This window comes from Xanthomonas sp. NCPPB 1067 (assembly GCF_020783795.1).
Taxonomy (GTDB): Bacteria; Pseudomonadota; Gammaproteobacteria; order Xanthomonadales; family Xanthomonadaceae; genus Xanthomonas; species Xanthomonas melonis.
This window is the reverse complement of the sequence record NZ_JAJGQG010000041.1, coordinates 1-26,715: the sequence shown is the minus strand read 5'-3', so window position 1 is coordinate 26,715 and position 26,715 is coordinate 1. Positions and strand designations below refer to the sequence as shown.

The following is a 26,715-nucleotide window of genomic DNA, read 5'->3' as shown; positions in this document are numbered from 1 at the left end:
GAGCCCCGCAAGCTCGGCTACACTTGCGCGGCCGCAGGACGCGGCATGACAGGGGATGGCAGATGCGTTTGCTGGTGTTGCTGGCGATCCTGGCCGCGGTGGCCGGGCTGTACAACTATGGCGGTAACTCGCTGGGCGAAAAACAAGTGCGCGATTTCTACGCCGCGCAGGACAAGGCGATGATGGGCCAGGATGGCGAGGCCCTGTGCGGGATGACGGCGCCGGAATTCGAAATGGTGGTGTTGTACCGCATGGATTCCCATCAGAAGCGCGAGACCACCAATCGCGCCAAATACTGCAAATCCAACGGCGAATGGGCGCAGGTGCTCAGCCGGATGCGCCATGTGGCGGAGCCGGAAGAACTGATCGACTACAAGCAGACGATCACCAAGATCGAGATCGCGCCCGACGAGCGATCGGCGCTGGTGGAAACGCGTGCCACGCTCGGCCTGCCGGGTCTGCGCATGACCTTCCGCGCGCGCGACAAGCTGATCCGTCAGCGCTGGAAGACACTGATTGTGCGCAGCGAAGGCACGGCCTGGGTAGGGCCGGCCTACCAATAGCCTGGCACCTGCGATAGCGGCGCGCTCGGAGCACGCGTGACCGATCCAGGTCTGCGTCGATGGCCGGGGCGTTCGACTTCCCGATGCCATCTGCAACGGCTGCATGCACTGCACGCTGCGGTGCACAGCGTCAACGCGATAGTGGTTGGGTATGCTTGTGCCATGACCACTTCCTTCCAGATCTCCCGACGTGCGCAGGCGCTGACCAGTTCGGCGATTCGCGAAATCCTCAAGGTGACCGAGCGGCCGGAGGTGATCTCCTTCGCCGGTGGCCTGCCATCGCCGGCGACCTTCCCGGTGGAGCGCATGCGCGCGGCCAGCGACCAGGTGCTGCGCGATGCGCCGCAGGCCGCGCTGCAATACGGCCCGACCGAAGGCTATGCGCCGCTTCGCGAATGGGTGGCCGCGCGGCTGAGCCGCGATGGCGCCAGCATCCGGCCCAGCCAGGTCTTGATCACCACTGGCTCGCAGCAGGGCCTGGATCTGCTGGGCAAGGTGTTCATCGACGAAGGCAGCAAGGTGTTGGTGGAGACGCCGAGCTATCTCGGCGCCTTGCAGGCGTTTTCGCTGTTCCAGCCGAGCTTCGTCGGCATGCCCTCCGACGATGAGGGCGTGGTGGCCGAAGCGCTGGATCCTGCACTGCTGGCCGATGCGCGTTTCCTGTACTGCCTGCCGAATTTCCAGAATCCCACCGGGCGCCGCCTGCCGTTGGCGCGGCGCCAGATGCTGGTGGAGCGCGCAGCGCAGGCGGGCGTGCCCATCGTCGAAGACGACCCCTACGGCGAGCTGTACTACAGCGGGCAACCGTTGCCGAGCTTGTTGTCGATGAATCCCGAGGGCGTCGTCTACATGGGCTCGTTCTCCAAGGTGCTCGCGCCCGGTCTGCGGCTGGGCTACGTGGTCGCACCTGAAGCGGTACTGGGCAAGTTGATCCAGGCCAAGCAGGCGGCCGATCTGCACACGCCATCGTTCACTCAGCGCGTGGTGTACCAGACCCTGCAGGACGATTTTCTCCAGACCCATATCCCGCAGATCCGCGCCCTGTACGCACGCCAGTGCAGCCTGATGCTGGAAGCGCTGGACCGGCATTTCCCGGCTCAGGTGCGGTGGAACCGCCCCGAAGGCGGGATGTTCCTGTGGGTGAGCCTGCCGCCGGGGCTGGATGGCACCGCGCTGTTGGCGCGGGCGATCGCGCGCAATGTCGCGTTCGTGCCCGGCGCGCCGTTCTTCGCCACCTTGCCGCAGGCCAATACCTTGCGCCTGTCGTTCGTCACGGTACCGGGCGAGAAGATCGATGCCGGCATTCGCGTGCTGGGCGAGGTAGTGCGTGAAGCGCTGGCCGAGATGCCGGGGCAGGGCGCGTGATGGTGCAGGAGACAGTCCTGCAGGCGCCGGTCGCCACGTTGATCGACAGCGTCGCCATCGGCATCGCGCGCGATTTCACCCGTCCGGGCACCCGCAGTGCGATCGACAAGCGCGTGGTGCCCGGGCCGGTGCGCGTGGATGTGAGCGGGCTGGAGGGCGACGAGCAAGGCGACCGCCGCGTGCATGGCGGGCCGGACAAGGCAATCCATCATTACCCGCGCGACCACTATGCCGCCTGGCGCGACGAACTTTGTGCGCATGCGCTGCTCGAGGCGGCCGGCGCGTTCGGCGAAAACCTCAGCAGCACCGGGTTGACCGAAGCCGACGTCTGCCTGGCCGATCGCTTCGCGCTGGGCACGGCGGTGGTGGAGGTGTCGCAATCACGCCAGCCATGCTGGAAGTTGTCCGATCGCTTCGGCGTACGCGACATGGCGCGTCGCGTGCAGGATAGCGGCCGCACCGGCTGGTACTACCGCGTGTTGCAGCCCGGCATCGTGGTTGCAGGCGACAGTTTGACCTTGCAGGCGCGTCCGTATCCGCGCTGGCCGCTGTCGCGCTTGCAACAGCTGCTCTACGCACGTGCAGTGGACGAAGCCGCCATCGCCGAGGTGCTGGCACTGCCGCTGGTGCCAGCGTGGCGTAGCCTGTTCGAACGTCGCCTGCAACGCAGCCAGATCGAAAGCTGGAGCAAGCGTCTGGACGGCCTGGAAGAATAAGCAGCACCGCTTGCCAGCGCTCACGCTCGTCCAGCCAGCAGCCCGCGCCTCGCAGTAGACGTCCCACGACCTTCTGCATCCACATACGGCTTCCGGCGTCGGCTTTTTTCGAATCCCCAATCCCGAATCCCGATTCCCGGCACCTTGTGCAACCCCCGCAGCCTCGCTAGCCTGCGGGCATGACGACGTCTCCTGTAAAAGTATTGATCCACGGCGCCTCCGGGCGGATGGGCAAGGCCTTGCTGCGTCTGGCGGCTGAAGACGATGCCCTGCAGGTCGTGGGCGCGGTGGTGGGGCGCTCTCCTGCGCAGCGCGTGGTGGAGGGCGTGCCGTTCTTCGCTGCCAGCGAGCTGGGCGGAGCGCCGGCCTTCGATGTGGCGATCGATTTCAGCCTGCCGCAGGGTTTTGCGCCGATCCTGGCCTTGTGTGCACAGCGCGGCAAACCGCTGGTATCGGGCACCACCGGGCTGGACGAGGCGCAGCGCAGCGCATTGCTGGAAGCGGCGCAACAGATTCCGCTGGTGTGGGCGTCCAACTTCAGCCTGGGTGTGGCGGTGCTTGCCGAGCTGGTCGAACGGGCCGCCGGCACCTTGCCGGGCTGGGACTGCGACATCATCGAGGCACACCACGTGCACAAGCAGGACGCGCCCTCGGGCACCGCCCTGACCCTGGGCGAAGCTGCGACCGGCAGCGGTGCGCAGCCGCGGTTTGCCAGCCTGCGTGCCGGCGACATCGTCGGCGAACACACGGTGCAGTTCACCGGGCTGGGCGAGCGGGTGGAGCTGGTACACCGCGCCACCAACCGCGATATCTTCGCGCGCGGGGCGCTGCATGCGGCCAAGCGCCTGACTGGCCGGCCGGCCGGCAGTTACCGGGTACGCGATCTGGTGTTGTAGCCACTGCGCAACCGGGCATGAACGGTTGCTGTGGCGATTGCCGTCTTCACCCGCATGTTGCGCTGCCATTGCCTCCGCTCGCACCGTGCGGACTGGCAAGCCAGGGCACTTGCCATTACAATTCTCGCTTGCCCGAACCAGCGTCGGACCGGTCCTCAGCACCGCGTCCGCGCTTTGCTGCAACCGGAATTTGGCCGGGAGCGCATCGGAGTCCCAGGCAGCCAGAGCGAGACCCCACGTGACCCAACCCGCAATCCTTGTCCTCGAAGACGGCACCGTGTTCGAGGGCGAATCCGTAGGCGCCAACGGGCTTTCCGTCGGCGAAGTGGTGTTCAACACCGCCATGACCGGTTACCAGGAAGTCCTGACCGATCCCTCCTACGCCCGCCAGATGGTCACGCTGACCTATCCGCATATCGGCAACACCGGCTTCACCGACCAGGACGACGAGGCCAGCAAGATCTGGGCCGCCGGCCTGATCGTGCGCAATGTGCCGCGCCGTCCCAGCAACTGGCGCAGCCAGGTGGCCCTGCCGGAATGGTTGCAGGCACGTGGTGTGGTGGCCATCTCCGGCATCGATACCCGCAAGCTCACCCGTCTGCTGCGCGAAAAAGGTGCGCAGAACGGCGCGCTGATGGCCGGCGAGATCGACGTCGACACCGCACTGGAAGCCGCGCGCAAGTTTCCCGGCCTGAAGGGCATGGACCTGGCCAAGGTGGTTTCGACCGAGACCAGCTACGCCTGGCAGGAAGGCCAGCTGGACCTGAACTCAGGCGCCTTTCTGGGTCTCGGTGCATTGAATAGTGGAAAGTCCGCACATGGAAGTGCGGGCTCTGGCGAGGGACTCGCATTCAAAGTTGTCGCCTACGACTACGGCGTGAAGCTCAACATCCTGCGCATGCTCGCCGAGCGCGGTTGCGACGTCACCGTGGTGCCGGCACAGACCCCGGTCGCCGAGGTTCTGGCGATGAATCCAGACGGCGTGTTCCTGTCCAACGGCCCAGGCGATCCGGAGCCCTGCGATTACGCCATCGCTGCGATCAAGGAATTGGTCGCCAGGAAGGTGCCGACCTTCGGCATCTGCCTGGGGCATCAGTTGCTGGCGCTGGCCGCCGGTGCGAAGACGCTCAAGATGACCACCGGCCACCACGGCGCCAATCACCCGGTGCAGGATCTGGATGGCGGTCGGGTGATGATCACCTCGCAGAACCATGGTTTTGCCGTGGACGAGAGCACGCTGCCGGCCAATGTGCGCGTGACTCACCGTTCGCTGTTCGACGGCACCAATCAGGGCATCGCGCTGACCGACGCACCGGCGTTCTCGTTCCAGGGCCACCCGGAAGCATCGCCGGGCCCGCGCGATGTGGGGCCGTTGTTCGATCGGTTCACTGCGCTGATGCGGGACGCTGCACGTCGGGACCCGGGACCCGGGACCCGGGACCCGGAGAAGGCAGTTTGATGGCGGTCTCCCATTTTCGGGAGCTCGAAGTGTGGCAGCTGTCGATGCAGCTCGCCGAAGATGTGTATTTGCTTACTGCATCGTTGCCGGCTGTCGAGCGTTACGGTCTGACAGCACAACTGCAGCGCTCCGCGGTGTCGATTCCTTCCAATATCGCCGAAGGCAATGCACGAGGCTTTACGCGGGATTACGCACGTTTCGTCGCGATCGCCATGGGGTCGTGCGCCGAACTGCAGACCCAGTTGCTACTCGTCGAAAGGCTTGCAATGGGCGAGCCTGCAGGACTGAACAGCGCGCTGCAGCTCTGCGAGCGTGTGAGTCAAATGCTTTCCAGATTGCAGCAGTCACTGCAGCGTCGGCTTGAATCCGGCTCCCGAGTCCCGGGTCCCGGGTCCCGCATCTCAGAGAACGTTGAGGATTACTGAAAAATGCCACGTCGTACCGACCTTAAAACCATCCTCATCATCGGCGCCGGCCCGATCGTCATCGGCCAGGCCTGCGAGTTCGATTACTCCGGCGCGCAGGCGTGCAAGGCGTTGCGCGACGAGGGCTACCGCGTGGTGCTGGTCAACAGCAACCCGGCCACCATCATGACCGACCCGAACATGGCCGACGCCGTGTACATCGAGCCGATCAACTGGCAGACGGTCGAGAAGATCATCGCCAAGGAACGGCCCGATGCGCTGCTGCCGACCATGGGCGGGCAGACCGCACTGAACTGCGCGCTGGATCTGGCCGATCACGGCGTGCTGGAGAAGTACGACGTCGAACTGATCGGCGCCAAGCGCGAAGCGATCCGCATGGCCGAAGACCGCGAGCTGTTCCGCGTGGCGATGGGCGAGATCGGCCTGGAATGTCCCAAGGCCGAAGTGGCGCACACGCTGGAAGAAGCGCTGGATATCCAGACCCGCGTCGGCTACCCGACCATCATCCGCCCCAGCTTCACCCTGGGCGGCAGTGGCGGCGGCATCGCCTATAACCGCGAAGAGCTGATCGAGATCGTCGGCCGCGGTCTGGAGCTGTCGCCGACCACCGAGGTACTGGTGGAAGAATCGGTGCTGGGCTGGAAGGAATTCGAGATGGAAGTGGTCCGCGACACCGCGGACAACTGCATCATCGTCTGTTCGATCGAGAACCTCGATCCGATGGGCGTGCACACCGGCGATTCGATCACCGTGGCACCGGCGCAGACGCTGACCGACAAGGAATACCAGCGCCTGCGCGATGCCTCGATCGCGGTGCTGCGCAAGATCGGCGTGGACACCGGCGGGTCGAACGTGCAGTTCGGCATCAGCCCGACCACCGGCCGGGTGGTGGTGATCGAAATGAATCCGCGCGTCTCGCGCTCCTCGGCGCTGGCCTCCAAGGCCACCGGCTTTCCGATCGCCAAGGTCGCGGCCAAGCTGGCGGTGGGCTATACGCTGGACGAGTTGCGCAACGAGATCACCGGTGGGCTGACCCCGGCCTCGTTCGAACCGTCGATCGACTACGTGGTCACCAAGATTCCACGCTTTGCGTTCGAGAAGTTCCCGCAGGCCGATGCGCGCCTGACCACGCAGATGAAGTCGGTCGGCGAGGTGATGGCGATGGGCCGCACGTTCTCCGAATCGCTGCAGAAGGCGCTGCGTGGCCTGGAAACCGGCAAGATCGGGCTGGATCCGACCGGCCTGGATCTGGGCAGCGAAGACGATCTGGTCGTGCTCAAGCGCGAGCTCAAGGCACCGGGCCCGGAGCGGTTGTTCTACGTGGCCGATGCCTTCCGGGCCGGCATGACGGTGGACGAGGTCTACGCGCTCTCGTTCATCGACCCCTGGTTCCTGGACCAGATCGAAGAGCTCATCGGCCACGAACAGCAACTGGCCGACGACGGCATGGCGGCGCTGGATGCAGCGCGTCTGCGCACGCTCAAGCGCGCCGGGTTCTCCGATGCGCGTCTGGCCCAGCTCACCGGCAGCAACGAGGAATCGGTGCGCACCTTGCGGCGTGCGCTCAAAGTGCGTCCGGTCTACAAGCGCGTGGACTCGTGCGCAGCCGAATTCGCTACCAGCACCGCCTATCTGTATTCGACCTACGAGGACGAATGCGAGGCGCTGCCTACCGGTCGCGACAAGATCATGATCCTCGGCGGCGGCCCCAACCGCATCGGCCAGGGCATCGAGTTCGATTACTGCTGCGTACACGCGGCCTTGGCGCTGCGCGACGATGGTTTCGAGACCATCATGGTCAATTGCAACCCGGAGACCGTGTCCACCGACTACGACACCTCCGACCGCCTGTACTTCGAGCCGCTGACGCTGGAAGACGTGCTGGAGATCGTCGAGCTGGAGCAGCCCAAGGGCGTGATCGTGCAGTACGGCGGGCAGACCCCGTTGAAGCTGGCGCGTGCGCTGGAAGCCAATGGCGTGCCGGTGATCGGCACGTCGCCGGATTCGATCGACCTGGCCGAGGACCGCGAGCGCTTCCAGCAGCTGGTCGACAAGCTGGGCCTGAAGCAGCCACCGAACCGCATCGCCCGCAATGCCGAAGAGGCCCTGGTGCTGGCGCGCGAGATCGGCTACCCGCTGGTGGTGCGCCCGAGCTACGTGCTGGGCGGCCGTGCGATGGAGATCGTGTACGGCGAATCCGACCTGGCGCGCTACGTGCGCGACGCGGTCAAGGTGTCCAACGATTCGCCAGTGCTGCTGGACCGCTTCCTGGACAACGCGGTGGAAGTGGACGTGGACATCATCGCCGACAAGGACGGCAAGGTGCTGATCGGCGGGGTGATGGAACACATCGAGGAAGCCGGTGTGCATTCGGGCGATTCGTCCTGCTCGCTGCCACCGTACTCGCTCTCGCCCAAGACCCAGGCCGAACTGCGTCGCCAGGTGGTGATGCTGGCCGAAGGCCTGAATGTCGTCGGCCTGATGAACACCCAGTTCGCGGTCCAGGTCAACGATGCGGGCGACGACATCGTGTATCTGCTGGAGGTCAATCCGCGCGCATCGCGCACGGTGCCGTTCGTGTCCAAGGCCATCGGCATGCCGCTGGCCAAGATCGCCGCGCGTTGCATGGCCGGCAAGACGCTGGCCGAGCAGGGCGCCACCAAGGAAATCGTGCCGGACTACTACTCGGTGAAGGAAGCGATCTTCCCGTTCGCCAAGTTCCAGGGCGTGGACCCGATCCTCGGGCCGGAGATGCGCTCCACCGGTGAGGTGATGGGCGTGGGCCGCAGCTTCAGTGCCGCATTCGCGCGTGCGCAGGAAGCCGGTGGCATCAAGGCGCCGCCGGTGGGCAAGGCCTTCGTATCGGTGCGCGATCCGGACAAGCAGCGCGTGCTGCCGGTGGCGCAGGCGCTGGTGGAACGCGGCTTCACCCTGGTGGCCACCCGCGGTACCGGTGCCTGGCTGCAGCAGAACGGGCTGAGCTGCGAGATCGTCAACAAGGTCGCCGAGGGCCGCCCGCATATCGTCGATTCGATCAAGAACGGCGAGATCGTCTATATCGTCAACACCACCGAAGGCCGCGCCGCCATCTCCGACTCGTTCTCGATCCGGCGTGAAGCGCTGCAGCACCGGGTAACCTATTCGACCACTGTCGCCGGCGCCAAGGCGCTGGTGCATTCGCTGGAATTCCGCGGCACCGGCCCCGTCTGGTCGCTGCAGGAACTGCACAAGGAGCTACAAGCATGAGAGCACCCATCACCGCCAAAGGCGCGCAGCGGCTGCGCGAGGAACTCGATCAGCTGAAGTCGGTCAAGCGTCCGGAGGTGATCGCCGCAATCGCCGAGGCGCGCGGACATGGCGATCTGAAGGAAAACGCCGAGTATCACGCCGCGCGTGAGCAGCAGGGCTTCATCGAAGGCCGCATCAAGCAGCTGGAGAGCGAGCTCTCGCACGCGGAGATCATCGACATCACCAAGCTCGGCGCCGGCAGCAAGATCGTGTTCGGTGCCACGGTGACGCTGGCCGACGTCGAAACCGACGAAGAGAAGCGCTACCAGATCGTTGGCGACCTGGAAGCCGATATCAAGATGGGCCTGATCGCCATCTCCTCGCCGCTGGCACGCGCCCTGATCGGCAAGCTGGAAGGCGATGCGGTGACCATCGACGCGCCGGCCGGCCAGCGCGAATACGAAGTGGTCAGCGTCGCCTACCTGGATTGATTCTAGGAACGTCCACGCGATGACAACCGCCACGCTGCTGCTGCCGGAAAAACGCCGCCTGCCCGGAACCCTGGACACCGCGGCGGTGACGCGCGCGTTGGCGCGCGCCGACCGGCACGACGCCAACGCCGGCGAGGTGGCGCAGCTGCAGCGGCACTTCACGCTGACGCCCGCGCACTGGCCGGTGGCCGCGCTGACCCGGCAGCTGGACGCCGGCGATGCGGCCGGCGCGACCTGGGTACGCGCCGATCCGGCCTATGTGGTGCCGGACATGCAGGGCGCGCGGCTGATGGGCTACGGCGAAGCGCTCGGTGCCACCGCCGAAGACCTGGCGATGCTGCTGCCGATCCTCAAGCCGATGTTCGGCGATGCGGGATTCCTGCTCGATGCGCCCACGCCGTCGCGCTGGTATCTGCGCTTGTCGCCGGATGCGAAGCTGCCCGAGTTCGTGCCGCCGGAGGTGGCCATCGGTGACGATCTATTCGACCATCTGCCCGCCGGCGATCTTGGCCGGCGCTGGCGTGCGCTGTTGACCGAAGCGCAGGTGCTGCTGCACCAGCATCCCTGGAACCAGGTGCGTGTGGCCAGCGGCAAACCCGCGATCAATTCGTTGTGGTTCTGGGGTGGCGGAGTGCTGCCGCAAGCGGTGACCTCGCCGCATCGCCAGGTACGCAGCCGTGAGTCGCTGCTGCGTGCGCTGGCCCTGGCGGCCGGCGCCGATGCGCAGGGCGAACAACGCGTGGATGCGCTGGTGGATCTGCGCCATCTGCGCTCGCTGCAGCAATTCGGTGATGACGCGGTGGCTCCGCTGCTGGCGGCGATGGCGCGCGGCGAACTGGATCGGCTGGTACTGGATTTCCAGGATGGCGAAACGCTGTCGCTGACGCGCACGCAGCGCTGGCGGTTCTGGCGTTCGCCTCGGATACAGCTGGCGCAATGACGGCCAGCCCACGGATCGTCCGGCGCCCGGCGGGGCAGGCCGGTAGCTGGCCCGATGCGATGTTGCCGCTGCTGCGCCGCCTCTACGCGGCGCGCGGGGTGACCGATGCGCAGGGCGCGCAGCCGCGGCTGGGGCAGTTGCTGTCGCCGGAGCGGCTGCACAACAGCGCCGTGGCCGCCACCTTGCTGGCCGATGCGATCGCCCAGCAACGGCGCATCCTGGTGGTGGGCGATTTCGATTGCGATGGCGCCACCGCCTGTGCGGTCGGCGTGCGCGGCCTGCGTATGCTGGGCGCACTGGATGTGCATCACGCCGTGCCCAATCGCATGGTGCATGGGTATGGCCTGTCGCCTGCGTTGGTCGATGAATTGGCCGCGTTGCAGCCGGACGTGCTGGTCACCGTCGATCACGGCATCGCCTGTCATGCCGGCGTGGCCGCGGCCAAGGCGCGTGGCTGGACGGTGCTGGTCACCGACCACCATCTGCCGGGCGAGGTGTTGCCGCCGGCCGATGCGATCGTGGATCCGAATCTGGCCGTCGACGATTTCCCGAGCAAAAGCCTGGCCGGCGTGGGCGTGATCTTCTACGTGCTGCTGGCCTTGCGTGGCGTGCTGCGCGCGCGTGGCGTGTTCGCCGACCGCACCGAACCGGATCTGTCGGCGCTGCTGGATCTGGTGGCGGTCGGCACGGTGGCCGACCTGGTGCCGCTGGACACCAATAACCGCGCGCTGGTATCGGCCGGCCTGCGGCGCCTGCGCGAGGGGCGCGGCTGCATCGGCCTGCGTGCCTTGATCGATGCCAGCGGCCGCGATGCGGCGCGGCTGAGCGCCAGCGATATCGGGTTCGCGCTCGGCCCACGCTTGAATGCGGCTGGCCGTCTCGAAGACATGGCGCTGGGCATCGAATTGTTGCTCTGCGAGGACTGGAACCGCGCACGCGAGATCGCAGGCACCCTGGAAGAGATCAACGCCGAACGCCGTGCGGTGCAGCAGTTGATGACCGACGATGCCGAGCAGGCGGTGGCGAAGGTGGTGCTGGACGCCGACGGCGTCTTGCCGATCGCCGCCTGCCTGTTCGACCCGGACTGGCATCCGGGCGTGATCGGTCTGGTGGCCTCCAAGCTGAAGGATCGGCTGCACCGCCCGGTGATCGCGCTGGCGCCGGCTGAGCCGGGCAGCAGCCAGTTGCGCGGCTCCGCGCGCTCGATTCCGGGCCTGCATATCCGCGATGTACTGGCGGCGGTGGATGCGCGCCATCCCGGCCTGATCCAGAAATTCGGCGGGCATGCGATGGCGGCCGGGCTGAGTATCGAACTTGCCGCGTTGCCGACCTTCGAGCAGGCGTTTCGTTCGCAGGTGCAGGCGATGGTGGACGCCTCGCTGTTGCAGGCCGAACTGCACAGCGACGGCGAACTGGCCGCGCACGAACTCGATCACCTGCATGCCGAAGCGCTGCGCGTGGCCGGCCCGTGGGGGCAGGGCTTTCCCGAGCCACTGTTCGATGGGCAGTTCGAAGTGCTGCAGCATCGCGTGCTCAAGGAGCGCCACCTCAAGCTGACGCTGCGTTGCGCCGGCCGTGCCGAGCCGCTCAATGCCATCCATTTCAACGGCTGGCAGGGTAGCGCGCCGGCGCGCGTCCTGCACATCGCCTATCGGTTGGTCAGCGACGACTACCGCGGCGGCACCGCGGTGCAGTTGATCATCGAGCATTGCGAGCCGGCAACAGGCTGAGAGCTTCGCGCGCGTCGTTATCCAGGCACCGCAATCAGTATCGCTTGCCCTGACAAACCGACCATCTCGACTGGTCTTTGCCCGCCCACCGTCGCCGGACCCTTGGCGGCATGGAGGCCGCCAGGGAGCTTACAAGGACGTACTTGCAGCGTGTCCCGCGATGGTGGGCGGGCAAGGGCCCAGCAGCAAATGCGCAGCGTCGAGTGTGCGATGCCCTCACCGCTTGTGGGACACGCCGTGAATCCGTCCGTGGAGGCTCGATGGCGGCATCCATCCCGCCACGCGTATCCATCATCGCCATTGGTCCTCTCGCAAGCCAGCGCAGGCATGCACTGCCGGCGCTTCGATCAATGCGACGGCTTGACTTCGGTGACCACGGTCGGCAGCTCCCACGCGCCACCGGCAGAGACCAGTCGGCAGAGGCCCGAGGTGGATTCGGAGGTCTGCACGAAGCGGCGGCCATCCCAGGTCCACGCGGCGTGGCTGTAGCAATCGCCCAGCCCGCGGCCCTTGTGCGAGGCCACGATGGTGGCGCCATCCAGGTCGCTGCCCTGCAAGGTGACCAAGGTCGGCGCGAACGGCGCGCGTGCATTGACCACCCAGAAGCCGCTGCCAGCGTTATAGGCCCCCGTCCAGCATGCAGTGGAGACCAGCAGCTTGTCGCTGCTCAGGCGGGTGATGGTCAGTGGTTCCGATGCATCGCCGGGCTCCAGGCCCTTGCATTGCTCATCGGCAGGCAGGCTGGCACGCAGGGCCTGATACAGCGCCGGCGACGTGGCCAGGCGTGCGTCGTCTGCCTGCGGCGCCGCCAGCCTGGCCTCGCGGACCTGCGGTACCGGCAGCGGTGGCAGCACGGCGGATTCGTCGCGGTCGCCCTTGCGCACCAGCGCGCCGCGCGTGCCCAGCCGGCCCTGGAACTCATCCATCTTCAGCAAGACCGCCGACGCGCCCTTGTCGGATAGCTGCCAGCGGCGGCCATCGTTGCCGAGTGCGACGATCGTGCTGCTGCGTGGCAAGGCCGCCAGCAGTGCGGCGACCTGGGCGCTGCTCAGCGACGCGGTGCCGCTGTTGCCGTCCAGCGCCAGCTTGCCCAGATTGCGCTGATCGATCTGCAGGCTGAGCGAAGCCGGCAGTTTGACCTCGTCGTACTGGCCCAGCATCAGTTCTGCGGTGACCGCCTGGCCGGCACCGGCTTTGCGGGTCAGTAACACCGATACGGGCAGGTGCTCGCCTTCGTCCGGCTGATAGCCGGCAGCGCGGCAGATACGGGTGTTGTCGCAGGCGATGGTCCAGTCGTCATGGGTGAAGTCGACGCTGGTGGCCGGTGCGGCCTGGGCAACCATGGAGCTGAGCAGCAATGATGCGGCAAGCAGGGCGGGGCGCATCGTGGTTCCTTGAACGCAGGTCGGGCGGGCATCTTGCGATGCCATGTGCGGTGCGTCCAGCCAGCCCGTCCATCGGTGGTGATCGTCATTCATGGTGTGGAAGCACGTCGCCTGCAGCAGCGCTGCGTGCAGGCGGTGATGGCACCCGGTCCGGTCGTGTTACACGCAGCGGCATGTTCGTATATGGATTCTCCACATCGCATCATGGCTGCTCGGCGCGATACATCGATGGAGCCAAGTCGTGCACGGACACGCGCGACTTCGCCATGCACGGCTATGCCGCCGCCGGGGTCGTTACGTGTGTGCGGGCAGCGGGCTCGCGCATCGGCATGCCGAACAACGGCCGCAACCAGCGCACGCGGCGGATCAGGGTTTCGTGCAACAGCAGGCAACCCGCCACGGTGATGAGCAGTACCAGCGCCGGCTCCAGCCAGGGACCCAACTGCAGCGGTGCCAGCCAGTACAGCGCCAGGATGATCAGGCTCTGGTGCAGGATGTACCAGGGGAACACCGCCTGGGTGCAATACGGCAGCCAGGCGAACGGGCGTTCCAGACGATGCCGTGCCCACCCCAGCAGCGCCAGCAAGGCCAGCCAGGTATAGGCCGCGCGCGCCAGCCGTTCGATCACATCCCAGCGCACGCTGGCCAGTGTCGCGCTGAGCTGGGCCGTATCCAGGGTACGGCCCAGGTGACGAATGCTCAGCTCGGTGGCGATCGCCAGCAGCGCGGCAAGCAGTGTCGGCCAGCGCAACTGCACCGCCCACGTCCAGAACCGGGCGGCGTGGGCCAGCACATACCCAAGCACGAACAGTGGGAACGATTCGGCATGCACGAACCAGTCGCCGACCAGGGCATGGCTCGGTGGATGACGTGGCAACACCCACAGCACACAGAAGGCTTCCCACACGATCGGCACCAGCAGCAGGGCAGGGACCGCCATGGAGGCGGGCAGCGGCGGCAGGGTGATCGGCAAAGCGCGGCGCAGTGCGATCATCGCCATCAACACCAAGGTGTAGGGCAGCAGATAGGCCAGGTACCACAGGTGGTTCCAGGTGATGCCATGTTCCCAGCCGTCGAAGCTGCCGGCCGGCCATGGCCGGACCTGCCAATAGCGCAGCAGGAAGCTGCCAAAGCCGGGAACCACCTTGCCGTTGCTCACGCCCTGGCAGTAGGCCTGCACCGAGACCACCACGAACATGCCGAACAGCAGGGGCGGCAGCAAGCGCCCGCAGCGCCGCCATGCGAACTGCCAGGGCGCACGTTCGGCACGTGCGAGGCCGATCGCGATGCCGGAGATCATGAACAACAGCGGCATCCGCCAGCGGTTGAGCGCAATCATCGGCGGCTGCAGCCAGTCGGTTGTGTAGGCACTCTTCAAATGGAAGTCCCAGCCGGCCACATAGGCCATGCCCACGTGATAGAGGATCAGCAGGGCAAAGGCGAAGACGCGCAGGGCATCGAGATCGTGGCGGCGCTCGGTCATGGTTGGCGGTGACTGGAGGAGTGGACGCATCCTGCCCACCAGCCCTTGCCGCAGGTGGGGCCAGGGGTGGAAACCACCGCCCGCAGTGACCAGTTGCGCCCATCCAGGGACGAATGGGGACGGCCGGGGCCGTGGTTTCGCCTTGCCGCGCGGGCCTCTATGATCGGCACCTGCCAACTGCGGACGTGTGCAATGGAATCGACCGGGTCACGCCCGCCAATCGCCCGGGACCGGGCCGGCCGTGCAGCCACGCGCTGGGCCGTGGCGATCTGGTCGCTGGTGTTTTACCTGAGTGCGCTGGGCAACGTCTGGACCGCCTGTCTGGCTGCGCGCCGCGACGGCCAACCGATCGTGCTGTGGCAGTTGCTGAGTTGGGAACTGAGCAGCGCCACCGCCGCGCTGTTGCTGCTGCCGGCGGTGTTGTGGCTATGCGCGCGCTGGCCGTTGCATGCCGATGCCTGGCTGCGACGTGTGCCGCTGTACCTGGCCGCTGCCCTGGGGTGGTGGCTGGCGCATGTCGCCGGCATGGTGCTGGTGCGCAAGCTGGTCTACGCACTCGCCGGCGCGCACTACGATTTCGGCGGCTGGTTGCAGTGGGTGTATGAGCTATCCAAGGATCTGCGTACCTTTGCGCTATTGGTGGCGGTGCAGCACGCACTGGGCTGGTATGCACGGCGGCGGCAGGGCGAGGCGCATCTGCTCGCCGCGCCGGACGAGGGGCCGCCGGTGGAGCCGCTGGATCGCCCGGAACGCTTCCTGGTGCGCAAGCTCGGCCGCGATTTCCTGGTGGCGACGGCCGATATCGAATGGATCCAGGCCTCCGGCAACTACGTCAACCTGCGCGTGCGCGGTCATGACTATCCCCTGCGCAGCACCATGGCAGCGATCGAGGCCCGACTGGACGCGGCTATCTTCGTACGGATCCACCGCAGCTATCTGGTCAATCTGGGCCAGGTCCAGGCGATCGAACCGGCCGATTCCGGCGACGCGCGCGTGCACCTGCGCGATGCGACGGTGTTGCCGTGCAGCCGCAGCCATCTGGCCGGCTTGCGCGCGCGGGCCGGCCAGGTGGTCGGCACATCCAGGCCGGACGCGGTGACTGCCTGAAGCATGCGCCCGCCAGCGGCGGTGCAGTGTTCTACACGGGCATGCCCAGGGGCGTGCAGGATCGAGGCGCCGGCGGCGTGTGATGTCGTTGGTCCCGGGGACACCGAACGACGGGTCTGGTCCTTCCCAGCGAGGCAGCCGGTGCGCGGCGTTACGCGCTGGATGGGGTTCGCACGCTGCTGGACGGTTCATGAGGTGGTGCCGGGCCGTGGTCGGACGCCATCCACTGCCGCGTTACGCGGATGCGGCCCGCTTGCTAAACTAGCGCGCTTGTTTGCCGGAAATTCGTCATGATCGAAACCAATCCGATCCGCCAGCGCATCACCGATCTCAACGATCGCGTGCTCTCGCTCAGGGGGTATCTTTGACTACGACGCCAAGAAAGAGCGTCTAGAGGAAGTCAGCCGGGAACTGGAAAGCCCGGATGTGTGGAACGACGCCGAGCGTGCCCAGGCCCTGGGGCGTGAGCGCTCCATGCTGGAGAAGACCGTCGTGGGTATTGCCGATGTGCTGGCCGGGCTGGCCGATGCCGGCGATCTGCTGGAGCTGGCCGACAGCGAGCAGGACGAAGACACGGCGGTGGCGGTGATTGCCGATCTGGACAAGTACCAGGCGCACGTGGAGAAGCTGGAATTCCAGCGCATGTTCTCCGGGCAGATGGACGGCGCCAACGCGTTCGTCGACATCCAGGCCGGCGCCGGCGGCACCGAGGCACAGGACTGGGCCGAAATTCTGCTGCGCATGTACCTGCGCTGGGCCGAGTCGCGCGGCTGGAAGACCGAGCTGATGGAAGTGTCCGGCGGCGAAGTGGCGGGCATCAAGTCGGCCACCGTGCGCATCGAAGGCGAGTACGCCTACGGTTGGCTCAAGACCGAGATCGGCGTGCACCGGCTGGTGCGCAAGTCGCCGTTCGACTCGGACAACCGCCGGCATACCAGCTTCACTTCGGTGTTCGTGTCGCCGGAAGTGGACGACAACATCGAGATCGACATCAACCCGGCCGACCTGCGCACCGACGTGTATCGCTCCTCTGGCGCCGGTGGCCAGCACGTCAACAAGACCGAATCGGCGGTGCGCATCACGCATATTCCGTCCGGCGTCGTGGTCGCCTGCCAGACCGGCCGCAGCCAGCACCAGAACCGCGATAACGCGATGAAGATGTTGGCCGCCAAGCTGTACGAACTGGAAGTGCAGAAGCGCAACGCCGAGAAGGACGCGCTGGAGGCCACCAAGTCCGACATCGGCTGGGGCAGCCAGATCCGCAACTACGTGCTCGACCAGAGCCGCATCAAGGATCTGCGCACCGGCGTCGAACGCAGCGATACGCAGAAGGTACTCGACGGCGACCTGGACGACTTCGTCGAGGCCAGCCTGAAGGCCGGCCTGGCGGCAGGCTCCAAACGCCTGGATGCCTGACCGCAGCGCCGATGTGGCGACCTTGGCGCATCGGCTGCAGCACCGCGCGCGTCGGTGACGGCCTGGCCGCCACTGGCGAGTGTCCATCGCAGCATCTGCGACACCGCCGCTGCAGTGTCGCAATCCGGCCGGCATCGCCGGCCGTCATCCCCACCGGGCCAGTGCCCGCCCCACCAGTAGACCGATTCCCGCCATGACCGAGCAGACCCCCGCGCCGCAGATCCCCGCCGACGAGAACAGCCTCATCGCCGAGCGTCGCGCGAAACTGGGCGCCTTGCGCGGCCAGGGCATCGCATACCCCAACGACTTCGTCCGGGAGCACTTCGCCGGCGATCTGCAGGCCGAGTTCGCCGATGCCGACACCTGGACGGCCGACGCGCTGGAAGCGGCCGGACGCACCGTGCGCATGGCCGGCCGCCTGATGGCCAAGCGGGTGATGGGCAAGGCCAGCTTCGCGCAGATCCAGGACGAGTCCGGGCGCGTGCAGCTGTTCCTGCAGGGCAACGTGCTGGGCGATGCCTACACCGCCTTCAAGGGCTGGGACGTGGGCGACATCGTAGCGGTGGAGGGCGGGCTGACCCGCACCAAGACCGGCGAGCTGTCGGTCAAGGCCAGTGCGTTGCGGCTGCTGACCAAATCGCTGCGCCCGCTGCCGGACAAGTGGCACGGGCTGTCGGATGTGGAGCAGCGCTACCGCCAGCGCTACGTCGACCTGATCGTGACGCCGGAGGCGCGCGAGGTCTTCATCAAGCGCTCCAAGATCATCCGCGCGCTGCGCGCGTGGCTGGATGGGCGCCGTTTCCTGGAAGTGGAGACGCCGATGATGCATTACATCCCCGGCGGCGCCACTGCCAAGCCGTTCACCACCCACCACAACGCGCTGGACCTGGACCTGTACCTGCGCGTGGCCCCGGAGCTGTATCTCAAGCGCCTGGTGGTTGGCGGGCTCGAGCGCGTGTACGAAATCAATCGCAATTTCCGCAACGAGGGCGTGTCGACCCGGCACAACCCCGAATTCACCATGCTCGAGCTCTACGAGGCCTACGCCACGTACCACGAGATCATGGACCTGACCGAACAGGTGATCCGCGACACCGCGCAGACCGTCCTGGGGGCCACCCGGGTGAGCTGGGATGGCGCCGACATCGATCTGGCGCCGGCTTTCCGGCGCTGGCGCATGGACGAGGCGGTGCGCCACCACAACCCCGAGATCAGTGTGGCCGACTGCACCGACCGTGAGGCGCTGCTGCGGCATTGCGAGCGCCTGAAGATCCGGGTCAAGCCGTCCTACGGCTGGGGCAAGCTGCTGCTGGAGATCTTCGAAGCCACCGTCGAGCACACCCTGGTGCAGCCGACCTTCATCACCGACCACCCGGTCGAGGTGTCGCCGCTGGCACGTTCCAGCGACACCGAACCGGGCTACACCGATCGCTTCGAGCTCTTCATCAACGGCAAGGAGCTGGCCAACGGCTTCTCCGAGCTCAACGACCCCGAAGACCAGGCTGCGCGCTTCCAGGCCCAGGTGCAGGCCAAGGACGGCGGCGACGATGAGGCGATGCATTACGACGCCGACTATATCCGTGCGTTGGAGTACGGCATGGCGCCGACCGGCGGCCTGGGCATCGGGATCGATCGTCTGGTGATGCTGCTGACCGGCAGCACCTCGATCCGCGATGTCCTGCTTTTCCCTTACATGCGTCCGGAAGCCTGACTTTTTTTGTGCGACAGGCGTGCCGACGGCACGGATACTGCATATGCTAGGGCGGAGCCAGGCACCGCGTGCGGTGCCCGGGAGTCGACACAGGGGTCGGCATCATCGCTTTTCCGTTCTCGTGATAGAGGAGCAACGGCTATGCAGGATGTTTCAGGGAGTCCGGGCGGCATGGTGTCGGCGGATACATGGGGAAGCTGGGCGGAAAAGGCGGATCTGGGATTGAACATCGTCATTGTCGATGACCAGATGTCTGCGCGGACGATGCTGCGCCATGTCATCGAGGATATCGCCCCGGAATTGAAGGTGTTCGATTTCGGCGATCCGCTGGACGCGCTGGCCTGGTGCGAGGCCGGGCGCGTGGACCTGTTGTTGCTCGACTACCGCATGCCCGGCATGGACGGGCTGGAGTTCGCGCGGCGCCTGCGCCGGCTGCCCAGCCATCGCGACATTCCGATCATCCTGATCACCATCGTCGGCGACGAGCCGATCCGGCAGGCGGCGCTGGAAGCGGGGGTGATCGACTTCCTGGTCAAGCCGATCCGCCCGCGCGAACTGCGCGCGCGCTGCGCCAACCTGCTGCAGCTGCGCCAGCAGAGCGAGAGCGTCAAGCAACGGGCGCTGTCGCTGGAGCAGCGTCTGCTGGCCAGCATGAACGAGGTCGAGGAGCGCGAGCGCGAGACCCTGTCGCGGCTGGCGCGCGCCATCGAATACCGCGATTCGGGCACCAGTGCGTTCCTGGAGCGCATGTCGCACGTGGCCGGCCTGATCGCCGAGCAGCTGGGGTTGTCCGAAGAAGAAGTGCGTATCATCGAGATGGCCGCGCCGCTGCACGACATGGGCAAGATCGCCATTCCCGACGCGGTGCTGCTCAAGCCGGGCAAGCTCACCGACGACGAGATGAGCGTGATGAAACGCCATCCGCGCATCGGCTACGAATTGCTCAGCGGTAGCCAGAACCGGTTCATCCAGGTCGGCGCGCTGATCGCACTGCGCCATCACGAGCGTTACGATGGCACCGGTTATCCGGACGGCCTGGTTGGCGAGGCGATCCCGCTGGAAGCACGCATCGTGGCGGTGGCGGACGTGTTCGACGCCCTGCTGTCGCCGCGCCCCTACAAGGAAGCATGGACCATGGATGCAGCACTGGCCTATCTGTATGCCCAGCGTGGCCGCCTGTTCGACCCGCGGTGCGTGGATGCCTTGTTGCGCGGCCGCGCCCAGCTCGATCAGATCTGCGGGGAGTTCTCCACCGCATCGGCGCGACCCGGGGTGTGAGCATGTCCGGCATGCTCCGAGACGTGCGCAGCAGGCTCGCACTCCGTCAGGATAGCGAGCATGGTCAGGCGCTGATCCGCATTGCGATGGTGGCCTTGATTCTGGTGTACGAAGCACTGTTCGCCGGTCGCTGGGCACTACCGGCCACGCAGGTGTTCTATGTCATCGGACTGACCCTGCTCAGCCAGGCGCTGGCACTGGTGATCTTTGCCTGGATCGTGCTGAGGCCGCAGCGCTCGCACCCGCGTCGCATCCTCGGGATGCTGGCCGACTACGGCCTGATGTCCATGGCCATGAGCGCGATCGGAGAGCCGATGGCCTGCATCTACGTCGTGGTGATGTGGGTGACCGTAGGCAACGGCTTGCGCTTCGGCAGCCGCTATCTGTATCTGGCCGTGGCGATGGCGATGACGAGCTTTGGCATCACGTTGTTCACCAACGACTACTGGAAGCGCAATTTCGGGCTCGGTGTCGGGCTATGGCTCGGTCTGGCGGCCATTCCGTTGTACCTGTCCGGCCTGCTGAGCAAGCTCACGCGGGCGATGGCGGAGGCGCGCCGCGCCAGCGAGGCCAAGAGCCGTTTCCTGGCCAACATGAGCCACGAGTTCCGCACCCCGCTCAATGGCCTGTCCGGAATGACCGAAGTGCTGGCCACCACGCGGCTGGATGCGGAACAGCGCGAATGTCTGAACACCATCCAGGCATCGGCACGCAGCCTGCTGTCGCTAGTGGAAGAGGTGCTGGATATCTCGGCGATCGAAGCCGGCAAGGTGCGCGTTGAACGGCGCGACTTCGCTCTACGCGACCTGCTGGGCAACATCGGTCTGATCCTTCAGCCGCAGGCGCGCAATAAGGGGTTGGCGTATGCGGTCGCCATTGCCGCGGACGTTCCCGATGCATTGATCGGCGATGCCGGGCATTTGCGCCAGATCCTGCTGAATCTGGCAGGCAATGCGATCAAGTTCACCGACCAGGGACAGGTCGATGTGACGGTCGCCGCCGTGGCACGTCCGGGCGAGGGGATGATCCGTCTGCGCTTCGACATCGTCGACACCGGAATCGGCGTGCCGAGCGAAATGCGTCCGCGCCTGTTCGAGGCCTTCGAACAGGCGGACAACGGGCTGGCGCGGCGCTTCGAGGGAAGCGGGCTGGGCACGACCATCGCCAAGGGCCTGGTCGAATCGATGGATGGCCAGATCGGCTTCGAGGAAAATCCAGGCGGCGGCAGTCGCTTCTGGTTCGAGTTGCCGTTCGCGCAGGCGCTGGATTCCGGTGCAGCCTTGCCGCAGGGCGGTGAGCCGCGCGAGAGCGACAACGGCAACGTAATCGCCTTCACCGACCCGTTCCTGCGCCATCGGGCGCGGGTCCGTACGTTGCAGATCCTGGTGGCCGACGACCATGCCGCCAATCGCATGGTTCTGCAGCGACTGCTGCAGAAGGCCGGCCACAAGGTGACCTGCGTCGATGGCGGCGAGCAGGTGCTGGATACGCTTGCCGACGCTGATTTCGATGTCGCCATCGTCGACCTGCACATGCCGGGAGTGAGCGGGCTGGATCTGCTGAAGCAGCTGCGTGTGATGCAGGCGGGAAGCCAGCCCAGGACGCCGGTGGTGGTCCTCAGCGCGGACGTGACGCCGGAAGCGATCCGTAGCTGCGAGCAGGCCGGCGCATATGCCTTCCTGGCCAAGCCCGTCATCGCCATCAAGTTGCTGGACACGCTTGCGGAGATTGCCGCCCAGGGCAAACTCACCCCACTGGCTGTGCCTCCGCTACGGGTGAGTTCGGCCGCCGATGGCATTCTCGACGTCACTGTGCTCGAAGAGCTGGCCTCGCTCGGCATGGGCAAGAATTTCGAAAAGGAGTTCATTCGCCAGTGTCTGAGCGACGCTGATGCGTGCATCGCGGCGATGTCTGGCGATGCGGCGGCATCGGATTGGGAGCGTCTGCGCGAGCATGCGCATGCCACCAAGGGGGTAGCCAGCAATCTTGGTCTGGTCACCCTGGCTCAGCAGGGGGGAGAGCTGATGGGCATGTCCGATGCGCAAATCAAGTCCGAATGGCAGGCGCGCGTCAACCAGTTGCAACGCAATCTGGAGTTGGGCCGAACTGCACTCGAGTCACGGGCGAAAGAGCGTTTCGAGAAGAATTCCGGCGAAGATGTCTCGTAAAAAAAGCCCGGCGCAACGCCGGGCCTGATTCCCCTTGTTGCATGCTGTCATGCTAATCAGGCAATTCCCTTTGCGGCTCGTCGCGTCTGCGCTTTCACCAGACGATCCATCGTCCTGAGAGATTTCTCTCCCAGCTGCAGCGCCGCTTCCACCCAAACCTCCGTCACGGCAAGCAATTCCTTCAGCGTGACAGGGTTGCACAGCTGCCTTGCGCGATTCATTGCCAAGTACGACTGCGGCGCACGCTGCTGCCTGGTAATCAGTTCATGCGTGGCCTGGATGCCCTGGCCGCGCGGTACCAGAATATCCACCACTCCCATCGCGTGCATTTCTTCGCTGCTGTAGACGTGGCCCTCTAGGATGATTCGCTCCGCCATCTGCGGGGTCACTCGCCTGGACAGAAACGAATACGCGCCCATGCCGGGAAACAGCCCGAACAGGACCTCGGGCAACCCCATGCCCACGCCTTCTTCGGCCACGATCGTATGACACGACAACGCCATTTCCAGGCCGCCGCCGAGCGCATCCCCCTGCAGGAGCGCAATGGTTCTGAAGTCGCCCCCCATTCCCTGATGGAACTGGAAGACGCCGCTTACGCAACTTTGCGCATAGCGTAGCAACCCCTGTCTGTCGCGTGAGCGGATCATCTGGCCGAACAGGTCCAGATCTCCGCCAAGATTGAAAGCGTTTGCGTCAGAGGCGAGGACGAGGCTGCGCAGGCCACTGGGAGCTTCCCCTGACTGCTCGGAAAGCGCGTCGAGGTGTGCATGCATGTCCCTCATTAACGAGGGGCGAAAGCATGGTCTGACTCCAGTGGATGCGTCGGCATGCATAAAAAGCCAATGGCCTGTATCGGCATGGCTCGTGTGCGTGCGAATCGTGGAATGGCTGGTGTGCTGCTGAAGTTTTTCGATCGTGTTCATGGGCGTCTTCCCGAGGAGAGCGCCCGCGGATTATGTGGCGCAGCGGGCGGTGCGGGCTCCACAAGCGGATCCTACACTGGCGCTATCTGACTGAACGAAAAGGGCTTTCCAATAGACGGGAGTGCCTTCGGTTCCGCTCGTATGAGCGTCACGCAAGGCCTCAAACGGTGCCATGCGTACACTGGCTGGCGGCGTCGGATCACCTGCCGCATAAAACCTGGAAAAGATGTGGATCGCGATCGCCGCGGCAGTCCGTTGCCAGTGTGTGCGTCGGGCCTATCTGCAGCGCATGCGGGTATTTGCATGAAAGCAGAACGCCCGCAAGGCCTGGGTAGACAATGCGGGCGCCGTCGAGGATCGCAGGCCTCTTCGCGCTGCTGGGGTAGGGGAGGCTACCCCCTTGAACGCGTCGCGCATTTCGCGGCGCAGAATTTTCCCGACATTACGTTCACTACTTTGGCAATCTCACCGAACTTTTGGTCCGAATGCCGGGACGGCGCAGCAGCGATGACGGTAGCAAGCTGCACGCAAGCATTCAGATCAATACTTCATGACACGCCGTCACTCCGAAGCGGGCTTGCGCAGGGCGACCACCCGATACTGCCCGCGATCGCCGTAGCGCGGCCCCTTCTTTTCCAGCTCCGCACATAATCTGTCTTCGCCGCACGGCACCAGATTGGCGCGGGCAACACGCTCCAGAAAAGCGATCTCCGCACGGCGCTGCGCGGCCTCGGCCAGCACCGGCTGGGCGCTCTTGACCGCATAGAATGCGCCGCCAACGCACAGGATGCTCCCGACGATCACCGTCACGAAGCCGATCCACATGCGGCGCATGGCGGTGGTTTCCAGGGTGTGCTGTGCCTGCGCATAGCGTCGGGTGGCCTTCTCCAGTGTCTGGTCTGCATCGACCAGCTGCCTGTTGAAGCGCTCGGCCGCTGGTTGTAGCGTTTGCGTCAGTGCCTGCTGGCTCAGTTGCGTCAGGCGTGGCAGTGCGTTCTCGACCACCCGGGTGACCCGCTGATCGGCGCTGCTGGCCGTATTCTGCAGAAGCTGCAATTGCTGGCGCACCAGATCTTCCAGAACCTGTTCCCGCCGTTGCAACTGCCCGATCAGGGCTGACATGGCCTGGATCGATGCTTTCATTGCGCTTTCCGATCCGTCGTCTTCGGGCAGCGCTGAGGTCGTCTGCGTGTCCATCGTATTCTCGTGTGGGTTCAATGCGCCAAACGTACTTCGGTTATCCGCCACCGCCACCGCCACCGCCACCGCCGCCTCCGTCGCCACCTCCACCGCCGTCGCCCTCTGGTCCTTGCATCGCCGGGCCCCTGGCGAACTGGGGTAGCGTCATCACCATTACCGGGCCACGGCTGGTCTGCACCTCTGTCGAGACGTCCATGTTCAACGCCTGGCGCGTGTTTGCCTGCTCTTCGGCCTCCTGCAGGGCCTGCGCATCCAGGAATTCATGGCCCCGCTTGGCAAGGGCCTGGCTGTAGGGGCTGTTGGCGACCCGCTTCAATGCCTGTTCGATTGCCAGCTCGTTCTTGCAATCGATGGCGTACAGCAACTCGTCCACATCTGGATCGCCGGTGATGTTCTTACGCCGGGGCGGCGGCCGATCTTCCTGTTCGCCAGCGGCAAGAGATTGTGGCACCGTGTCTGCTGGCGGGGCGCGTGGGGGTCTCAGCCCAGAGGGACCATCCGGATCATAGCCTTCGCGTAATTCCAGATCGGTATAAGGCTGCTCGCCTCTGTCCTTGCGCGCCTGTCGCGCCTGGAAGATACGGTTGTCTATCTCGGCATCCTGTTCGATCTGGATGCGCAGCGCCTGCATGGATCGGGTGATCTCCGCCCAGGAGTTCGGATCCGCGGGCACCGCAGCGGCAGGAGAATCCTGTGCATCTGTCTCGGGCTCGAATGCCTCGGTCGCTGATACACGATGTGCGGATGTAGTGAGCACTGCAGGGGGATCCGGCGTTTCTTCTAAGGCAAGCTGTTCTACCCGTGCCTGGGTCTGTTCGCGCTGCGCTTCGGCGATCGGTGGTGCGAGCGACTGCAAGGAGGGGGTATCCATCAACTGCACAGTGCGCGTATCGGGAGGTGCATCCGCACCTGGCACGGACAGCTCGTCGCGAGCGACCTCCGGCTGCATTGCGCTCCGTTGGCGGCGTGCTGCCAGTTCCTGCTGTTCAAGTGCCGCAGGCGCATACGCGATCGCTGCCTGCCGCTCCGCTTGGTGTGCGGGCTGTTCCTGAGCCGGTGGGTTTACCGTATGCGGCGTCAATTCTGCCGTCTGAACCTGCTCATGTCGGGCGGTCTGCAGCTGGGGCTGGTGAGTGCGGTCGTCCCAGGTGGGGCGCTGTTCCGCCTCGCGCTGCGCGATGTCCTGTGCGTGGAGCGCTGATGGCGCACGCGCAATGGCATCGAATGGCTGGTCCCGGTCCGTTGCTGGCTCGCGTCGCGCAGCCTCCTGGCCTTGCACGAGCGGCTGCTCCGTCAACTGCGTGTCCTGGGTCTGGATGCGTTGTCGTTCGCCGTGCTGTGCTTCCAAGGCGCGGCAGGTTTCCTGCTCCCGCTGCTGGGTCTGCTCGGTCTGTTGCGGTGTCTGTTCGCGCCGCTGCGTGTCGTGTGCCTCCCGCTGCTCCTGCTCACGCTCTCGGCTCGTTTGTGCCTGTTGCTGGACTTGCTCGCGTTGCTGGGCGTCCTGGGTCTGACGTTCCTGCTGCTCCAGTCGCTGTGCGTGCTGTTGCTGCAGTTCCAGCACGGCGTGCAGTTGTAGTGCCTGCGCGGCCTGGGCCCGAACGTCGTGCGACGCCTGCGCCTGCAGCGCGTGGGCGCGTGCCTGCGCCAGCTGTTGCTCTTGTGCCTGCTGGTCCTGCTGCTGTTGCTGGCGTGCCTCCACCGCGCTGGCCGCCTGGACCTGCGCGTGTCCGTCGAGCGCATGCTGGTTGGAGGGCGGCGATGCCGACGTATCGGAGTCCGTCGTGCCATCGGAGGCACGGGCGTTTGCGGCCAGCAGCTGCCCAGGTGCAGTGGGCTGTTGCCGGGCCTGTACCTGTTGCAACGCCTGGCGGATGTCCTCGGTGCTGGTGACCGCCACGATGCGCTCCACGCCATCGGCGCCACGTTGCAGATGCGCAATCGGGCTATCGGCGCCGAAGCTTCCACCAGGGCCGCGCTGCAACTGCAGCGCGCCATCGCCCGCAAGTCCCTCTGCCTCGCGGGTGCGTTGCGTCGCCAGTTCGATCGCTTCACGCCATTGCGGCTGCAACTCGGTGCCGACGATGCGATAGCGGTAGAGCGTCTGCTCGCCTTGTACGTCCTGCGGGGACTGCCGGATGGCGGCAATCGCCTGCACCTGCTCAGCCAGTGCGGGTTGCAGCAGTGCGCGCGTGGTCTCCAGTTCCAGCACGCGGTTGCCATCAGGTGGGGCA

General features: G+C 65.8%; 19 protein-coding genes and 1 pseudogene. 15 read left to right on the top strand and 5 right to left on the bottom strand.

Features of this window, described 5'->3' with window-relative positions:
- The first annotated feature begins 62 nt into the window (after window positions 1–62).
- The 10 genes from LL962_RS19700 (at window position 63) to recJ (ending at window position 11,813) form a co-directional block, all read left to right on the top strand.
- Window positions 63–563 carry a nuclear transport factor 2 family protein gene (locus LL962_RS19700; protein ID WP_228318127.1) on the top strand — a complete coding sequence of 167 codons (501 nt, stop codon included), beginning with the start codon at window positions 63–65 and terminating at the stop codon, window positions 561–563.
- 162 nt (window positions 564–725) lie between these two features.
- The gene (locus tag LL962_RS19695; RefSeq protein WP_228318126.1) at window positions 726–1,928 is read left to right on the top strand and encodes an aminotransferase-like domain-containing protein; all 1,203 of its coding nucleotides are present in this window, start codon (window positions 726–728) and stop codon (window positions 1,926–1,928) included.
- Window positions 1,929–1,930: 2 nt separating this feature from the next.
- The gene (locus tag LL962_RS19690) at window positions 1,931–2,644 is read left to right on the top strand and encodes an MOSC domain-containing protein (RefSeq protein WP_425509879.1); all 714 of its coding nucleotides are present in this window, start codon (window positions 1,931–1,933) and stop codon (window positions 2,642–2,644) included.
- Between the two features lie 179 nt (window positions 2,645–2,823).
- Window positions 2,824–3,540: a 4-hydroxy-tetrahydrodipicolinate reductase gene (gene dapB / locus LL962_RS19685; protein ID WP_104588832.1), complete on the top strand. Its 717-nt coding sequence runs from the start codon at window positions 2,824–2,826 to the stop codon at window positions 3,538–3,540.
- A gap of 238 nt (window positions 3,541–3,778) precedes the next feature.
- Complete coding sequence (carA, locus tag LL962_RS19680; protein ID WP_228318124.1) at window positions 3,779–4,999, top strand: glutamine-hydrolyzing carbamoyl-phosphate synthase small subunit; 1,221 nt, start codon at window positions 3,779–3,781, stop codon at window positions 4,997–4,999.
- Window positions 4,999–5,424 (top strand): four helix bundle protein, encoded by a 426-nt coding sequence (locus LL962_RS19675; RefSeq protein WP_228318123.1) that lies wholly within the window; start codon window positions 4,999–5,001, stop codon window positions 5,422–5,424. The genes carA and LL962_RS19675 overlap by 1 nt, the downstream gene beginning before the upstream one ends.
- A 3-nt stretch (window positions 5,425–5,427) precedes the next feature.
- Window positions 5,428–8,670: a carbamoyl-phosphate synthase large subunit gene (gene carB, locus LL962_RS19670; RefSeq protein WP_104588829.1), complete on the top strand. Its 3,243-nt coding sequence runs from the start codon at window positions 5,428–5,430 to the stop codon at window positions 8,668–8,670.
- 8 nt (window positions 8,671–8,678) lie between these two features.
- Complete coding sequence (greA, locus tag LL962_RS19665) at window positions 8,679–9,143, top strand: transcription elongation factor GreA (protein ID WP_208621496.1); 465 nt, start codon at window positions 8,679–8,681, stop codon at window positions 9,141–9,143.
- 19 nt (window positions 9,144–9,162) lie between these two features.
- Window positions 9,163–10,083, top strand: a complete 921-nt coding sequence (locus tag LL962_RS19660) for a phosphoglycerate mutase (RefSeq protein WP_228318122.1) — start codon at window positions 9,163–9,165, stop codon at window positions 10,081–10,083.
- Window positions 10,080–11,813, top strand: coding sequence for a single-stranded-DNA-specific exonuclease RecJ (recJ, locus tag LL962_RS19655; RefSeq protein WP_104588826.1), 1,734 nt, complete (start codon window positions 10,080–10,082; stop codon window positions 11,811–11,813). Before LL962_RS19660 ends, recJ begins: the two co-directional genes overlap by 4 nt.
- A gap of 347 nt (window positions 11,814–12,160) precedes the next feature.
- Here the strand turns inward: recJ and LL962_RS19650 are convergent, their stop codons facing one another.
- A complete protein-coding gene (locus tag LL962_RS19650; RefSeq protein WP_228318121.1) occupies window positions 12,161–13,198 on the bottom strand; it encodes a DUF1176 domain-containing protein in 1,038 nt (345 codons plus the stop codon).
- A gap of 274 nt (window positions 13,199–13,472) precedes the next feature.
- Window positions 13,473–14,681, bottom strand: a complete 1,209-nt coding sequence (locus LL962_RS19645; RefSeq protein ID WP_228318128.1) for an acyltransferase family protein — start codon at window positions 14,679–14,681, stop codon at window positions 13,473–13,475.
- A 159-nt stretch (window positions 14,682–14,840) separates the two neighbouring features.
- Between LL962_RS19645 and LL962_RS19640 the strand changes: the two genes are divergently transcribed.
- The 5 genes from LL962_RS19640 to LL962_RS19620 all read left to right on the top strand — a co-directional run bounded on the left by LL962_RS19640 (window position 14,841) and on the right by LL962_RS19620 (window position 22,361).
- Window positions 14,841–15,788, top strand: coding sequence for a LytTR family DNA-binding domain-containing protein (locus LL962_RS19640; RefSeq protein WP_228318120.1), 948 nt, complete (start codon window positions 14,841–14,843; stop codon window positions 15,786–15,788).
- Window positions 15,789–16,078: 290 nt separating this feature from the next.
- Window positions 16,079–17,204, top strand: a protein-coding gene (gene prfB / locus LL962_RS19635; RefSeq protein ID WP_104588822.1) for a peptide chain release factor 2 whose coding sequence is annotated in 2 segments (ribosomal slippage) — window positions 16,079–16,153 and window positions 16,155–17,204 — 1,125 coding nt in all. Because the reading frame shifts where the segments join, the coding sequence is not laid out codon by codon here.
- Window positions 17,205–17,397: 193 nt separating this feature from the next.
- Window positions 17,398–18,915 carry a lysine--tRNA ligase gene (gene lysS, locus LL962_RS19630; RefSeq protein WP_228318119.1) on the top strand — a complete coding sequence of 506 codons (1,518 nt, stop codon included), beginning with the start codon at window positions 17,398–17,400 and terminating at the stop codon, window positions 18,913–18,915.
- Window positions 18,916–19,056: 141 nt separating this feature from the next.
- Window positions 19,057–20,193, top strand: a complete 1,137-nt coding sequence (locus LL962_RS19625; RefSeq protein ID WP_104588820.1) for an HD-GYP domain-containing protein — start codon at window positions 19,057–19,059, stop codon at window positions 20,191–20,193.
- Window positions 20,194–20,195: 2 nt separating this feature from the next.
- Complete coding sequence (locus LL962_RS19620) at window positions 20,196–22,361, top strand: ATP-binding protein (protein WP_228318118.1); 2,166 nt, start codon at window positions 20,196–20,198, stop codon at window positions 22,359–22,361.
- A gap of 56 nt (window positions 22,362–22,417) precedes the next feature.
- Here LL962_RS19620 and LL962_RS19615 read toward each other — a convergent pair whose 3' ends face one another.
- The 3 genes and pseudogenes from LL962_RS19615 to LL962_RS19605 form a co-directional block, all read right to left on the bottom strand.
- Window positions 22,418–23,284: a crotonase/enoyl-CoA hydratase family protein gene (locus LL962_RS19615; RefSeq protein WP_033480510.1), complete on the bottom strand. Its 867-nt coding sequence runs from the start codon at window positions 23,282–23,284 to the stop codon at window positions 22,418–22,420.
- A 561-nt stretch (window positions 23,285–23,845) separates the two neighbouring features.
- Window positions 23,846–24,568: a hypothetical protein gene (locus tag LL962_RS19610; protein WP_441004886.1), complete on the bottom strand. Its 723-nt coding sequence runs from the start codon at window positions 24,566–24,568 to the stop codon at window positions 23,846–23,848.
- Window positions 24,522–26,715 (bottom strand): annotated as a pseudogene (locus tag LL962_RS19605) (hypothetical protein); the annotation flags it as partial. The gene LL962_RS19610 and the pseudogene LL962_RS19605, both read right to left, overlap by 47 nt.